General features: G+C 24.7%; 5 protein-coding genes and 1 pseudogene. 5 read left to right on the forward strand and 1 reads right to left on the reverse strand.

Annotated features, from left to right (window positions below):
• From pflA to J7M77_RS15395, 3 genes and pseudogenes are all read left to right on the forward strand, one after another.
• Nucleotides 1–165, forward strand: a pseudogene (gene pflA / locus J7M77_RS15385) (pyruvate formate lyase 1-activating protein); the annotation flags it as partial.
• A 94-nt stretch (nt 166–259) separates the two neighbouring features.
• Complete coding sequence (locus J7M77_RS15390) at nt 260–1,141, forward strand: ROK family protein (RefSeq protein ID WP_296880162.1); 882 nt, start codon at nt 260–262, stop codon at nt 1,139–1,141.
• Nucleotides 1,142–1,323: 182 nt separating this feature from the next.
• Nucleotides 1,324–1,485 (forward strand): hypothetical protein, encoded by a 162-nt coding sequence (locus tag J7M77_RS15395; RefSeq protein WP_296880164.1) that lies wholly within the window; start codon nt 1,324–1,326, stop codon nt 1,483–1,485.
• A 184-nt stretch (nt 1,486–1,669) separates the two neighbouring features.
• Here the strand turns inward: J7M77_RS15395 and J7M77_RS15400 are convergent, their stop codons facing one another.
• Nucleotides 1,670–2,248 (reverse strand): hypothetical protein, encoded by a 579-nt coding sequence (locus tag J7M77_RS15400; RefSeq protein ID WP_296880166.1) that lies wholly within the window; start codon nt 2,246–2,248, stop codon nt 1,670–1,672.
• A 436-nt stretch (nt 2,249–2,684) separates the two neighbouring features.
• Here J7M77_RS15400 and J7M77_RS15405 point away from each other — a divergent pair, with 436 nt between their 5' ends.
• Nucleotides 2,685–3,389: a LytTR family transcriptional regulator DNA-binding domain-containing protein gene (locus J7M77_RS15405; protein WP_296880167.1), complete on the forward strand. Its 705-nt coding sequence runs from the start codon at nt 2,685–2,687 to the stop codon at nt 3,387–3,389.
• 17 nt (nt 3,390–3,406) lie between these two features.
• Nucleotides 3,407–4,338: hypothetical protein (locus tag J7M77_RS15410; protein ID WP_296880168.1), on the forward strand; the 932-nt coding region annotated here is incomplete at its 3' end.

Consider the following 4,338-nt stretch of genomic DNA (forward strand, 5'->3'; position numbering starts at 1 on the left):
GTTGAAAAAGTTGAAGTATTACCATACCATACACTAGGAACATTTAAATGGGAAGAATTAAAGATTCCTTATCAGTTAGAAGGAGTAAATCCACCAACTGAAGAAAGAGTCGCTAACGCTAAAAAATTGTTACATACAGATCAATATCCAAAAAGAAAATATTAATCGATGGGATAAACTTAATTGTTTATCCTTTTTTTATTCATTTATACTTAAAATTAAGTTATAATAAAGTAAATGAAATGAGGAGGAAATAATAATGAAATTAGGTGCAATAGAAGCAGGGGGAACAAAGTTCGTTGTTTGTATCGGCGATGAAAACGGGAATGTAATTGAAAGAGATTCATTTCCAACGGAAACACCAGAAAAGACAATGGCTAATGTATTTAAATTTTTTGATGGTAAAAATATCGAAGCATTAGGAGTTGGAAGTTTTGGACCAATCGATCCGGATTTAAATAGTCCAACTTATGGTTATATTACCACAACACCAAAACCAGGATGGGGTAATTATGATATCATGGGTGTTTTAAAACAACGTTATGATATTCCAATGGGATTTGATACTGACGTTAATGGAGCATGTTTAGGTGAAGCTTATTTTGGTGCTGCCAAAGGATTAGATAGTGCTTTATATATGACTATTGGTACTGGAATTGGCTGTGGTGCTATCGTTGAAGGAAATTTAGTTCATGGTTTATTACATCCAGAAATGGGACATATGAAAATGATTGTTCGTGAAGACGATAACTACGTAGGAAAATGTCCATTCCATGGAACATGCTTTGAAGGATTAGCAGCCGGACCAGCAATCGAAGCACGCTGGGGTAAAAAAGGACAAGAATTACCAGCTGATCATCCTGCTTGGGATCTAGAAGCTTATTATATTGGACAAGCTTTAGCTAACTATATTTTAATTCTTTCACCAAAGAAAATTATCTTAGGTGGTGGTGTTTCTAAACAAAAACAAATGTTCCCAATGATTTATAAATATCTAAGAGAATTCTTAAATGGTTATGTTCAAAAAGATGAAATTTTAACTGATAAAATTAATGATTATATCGTTTCACCAGCTTTAGGTGATAACGCTGGGGTATGTGGTGCTTTAGCACTAGCAAAATTAGCAATGGAAAGAGAATAAGAGGTTTAAAACCTCTTATTATTTTTATGTGTATTAACGATTCTTCCGTTTATATGGGCAAGAGTAATTGCAATAGTTTTATTGACGTATGTTTACGCTGAAAAAATGACAAGTAAAATTATTTCTAAAGATGATAGTTTTAATGCCCATATAATAGTTAATATTCTTTGTACAGTATTTTGTTGACAGTAATTGGAGCATGGATAGGTACACGTTCGACTACTTTAGAACCAATTCAAATGTTCTTTTACAAATGGCCTCGTAATTTTGCAATTTCATTATTTGTCGAAATGTGTTTAGCGCAGCCAATTGCAAGATTTACTATGTTAAGATTGTATTTATAGAATGATAGAAAAAAGTAGTAGAAAAATAAAATTAATCTGAAATTTAGGAGATATACAGTTTGTTTCTTACTTAGTGATGGTAAGGATTTACAATTTGTATAATCTCCTTTTATTTGATTTAAGATTAAAATGTTGGGCATTGTTCAATAAAATCTTAGCTTTTTTATAGATGGAAAGTTATAAACTATTTTTTAAATAAATTCATTATTTTCATTTTCCATGTTTTGAAAAATAATTTAAATTCCTCTTTGATAATTTTTGATGCTTTTTCATTTTTATAATTATGTTGTGTATAAACATCTTTAACACTATCATAATAATTTTCTCGAGGGTTATTAAGGTCATAATTTTTAGCCCATTTTTTGAATTTTCTATTAATATATTTATTACGAGCAACAGGATCGTCATAATCAGTATATATTTTTTTTAAAGATAAAGGATCAATGATATCTATATTTAAATGTTCTAAAAAATCAAACATTTTTTTTACACAATCATTGTTCATTATTTGATATTTATATATACCAATTGCATCATTTGTATAGATGTTTAAATCGACATAATAATTTAGGAAAAAAGTATATATTCCATCATCTCCTTGAGAACTGCTAATTAAAATTTCTATATATTTAATGTTTTTGTAATAAATAGTATTTTCATTTGCATGAATGCTATTATCTGTAAAGAAAATTGTTTCGTATTTGGAATTAATATTTGTATCATTGAAACTAATATTAATTTTCTCTCTTGTATTACTAAGCATGTTCTATTACCTCCTTCAATTTATATTATAGTGTACATATAAATTTAAGCATTAAAAAATTCATAGAAAACATTTTAAAAGCATAGAATGCATTTTATTGGTTTAGATATTTAAATAACTAATTATTGATGAAAATAATTTGAATTGATATATATAAGAATATTTTCTTCTATATTTAGTATATTTGGATTTGTTTTTGATTATGGTACATATAAACAATAAAGATCTTAGAAGTGAATTAGGATAAATTAATTTTTTGTTGAATTTTAATACCAAAATAAAAAAGTAGATAATATAGAAAAGAATATGATATACTAAATTTAGTAATTATTTTTATTATTTGTGTTATATGTAGTGTTGTTCAATGAATATTGCTGATGAACAAAGAATATGATAATCAATAGTTTTTATAGATTTTATATAGAGGGAGGGTTTTATGAATGTTGCTATTTTAGATGATGACATCAATTTTGTAAAGAAGTTAAATAATGATTTTAAAGATTATTTTTCATCAGTAGATAAAAAAATAAACATGATAACTTTAGATAATAATTTTAAACGATTATTAGATTTAAAACTAGATGTATTAGATATAGTTTTTTTAGATATTGATTTAAAAGAAAAATATAATGGTATAAATTTTGCAAAGGCAGTTAAGAAAGTCTATCCTAATGTTATAATCGTTTTTGTATCAGAAAATAATGATTTTGTTTTTCCTGCATTAGCTATAGAATTTTTTCAATTCATTAGAAAAAATGCTTATCTAAGTGACATGCCTTTAGTATTTACACAATTAAAAGATTATTATATTCAAAATTGTAAAGAAATTGTTATTGAAGTTAATAAAAGAAAGGTGCTATTAAAATTTAATGAGATAATATATATTTTATCTATTGGACACGATTTATTTATTAAAACTGTATCAAATGAATACACCATTCCTATATCTTTAGTTAAATTTATGAAGAAAATAGATTTTAATTATTTAGTACAAATACAACGTAATTTAATGATTAATTTATTTTATACTGGTGATGTTACAAGAACATGTGTTATATTGTCTGATGGTAAAGAATATAAAGTTGGTAGAAAATATCAAGAAAAATTACTTAAAATATATGAAGAATATTTATTAAAATGATAGTATTTGATATTTTAATGACTTTTATTGAAAGCATTTTTATTGCTATTTTTAATAAAAATATTTTCAAAGTCAAAAAAATTAGTTATGTAATAATACTTTCTACCATGATATTTTTTGAAACTATGTTCTTTAATAATTTTGTGACAAATAATTTGGCTTTATTATTTTTGATTATATTAACATCTTTTTTGATAACTGTATTTTATACAAAAAAATTTTATTCTTATTATTATTTAGTTCCAAGTATAGGCATGGCAATATTGTTATTAGCTAATACAATTGCATTATTTATAACAGCCAGCATATTTAAAGTAAATGTGATAAATATAGCCGATCATATAGAAACAGTAATTACCCTTTCAATATCATCTAGGCTGATTTTTGGTATTATTTTATTGCTTTTTTATAAGTATCAAGGGATAGTAGATACAAATCAAATACTTATGCACCAAAACTGGGTACCATTTTTAATATTTTCTATATCTTTATTAAGCACATTTACGACATTATATGAATCAATATTTTATCAAATGATCGATCATGATACATTAGAATTATTACTATTTGAACTTTTCACTTTGGTAATTTCTTTGTTTATTGTTTTATATAATGTAATTAATAATTATAGATTAAACAGAAAAATAAAAGATGAACTTTTAAAAGCTAAATATTCTAAAGAAATATATAATGAGATTAATAAATTATCCTATCAAATCATAAAAGATAAGCATGATATGTCATATATATTAACTACTGTTTATAATTATTTAAAACAAAATGATATTAATAATGCGCTGCTACAATTAGATAAATCAATCGATCATTTAAGAAAAAGCGACATTTCATATACAACGAATATTCCAATTTTTGATTATTATATTGTTAATACCATAAACTTTTTTAGACGTGGTGGTTACGACATAAAAACTGTTATCACGATAAATTA

Origin of the sequence: Thomasclavelia sp. (assembly GCF_017889095.1) — a bacterium.
GTDB lineage: Bacteria > Bacillota_I > Bacilli_A > Erysipelotrichales > Coprobacillaceae > Thomasclavelia.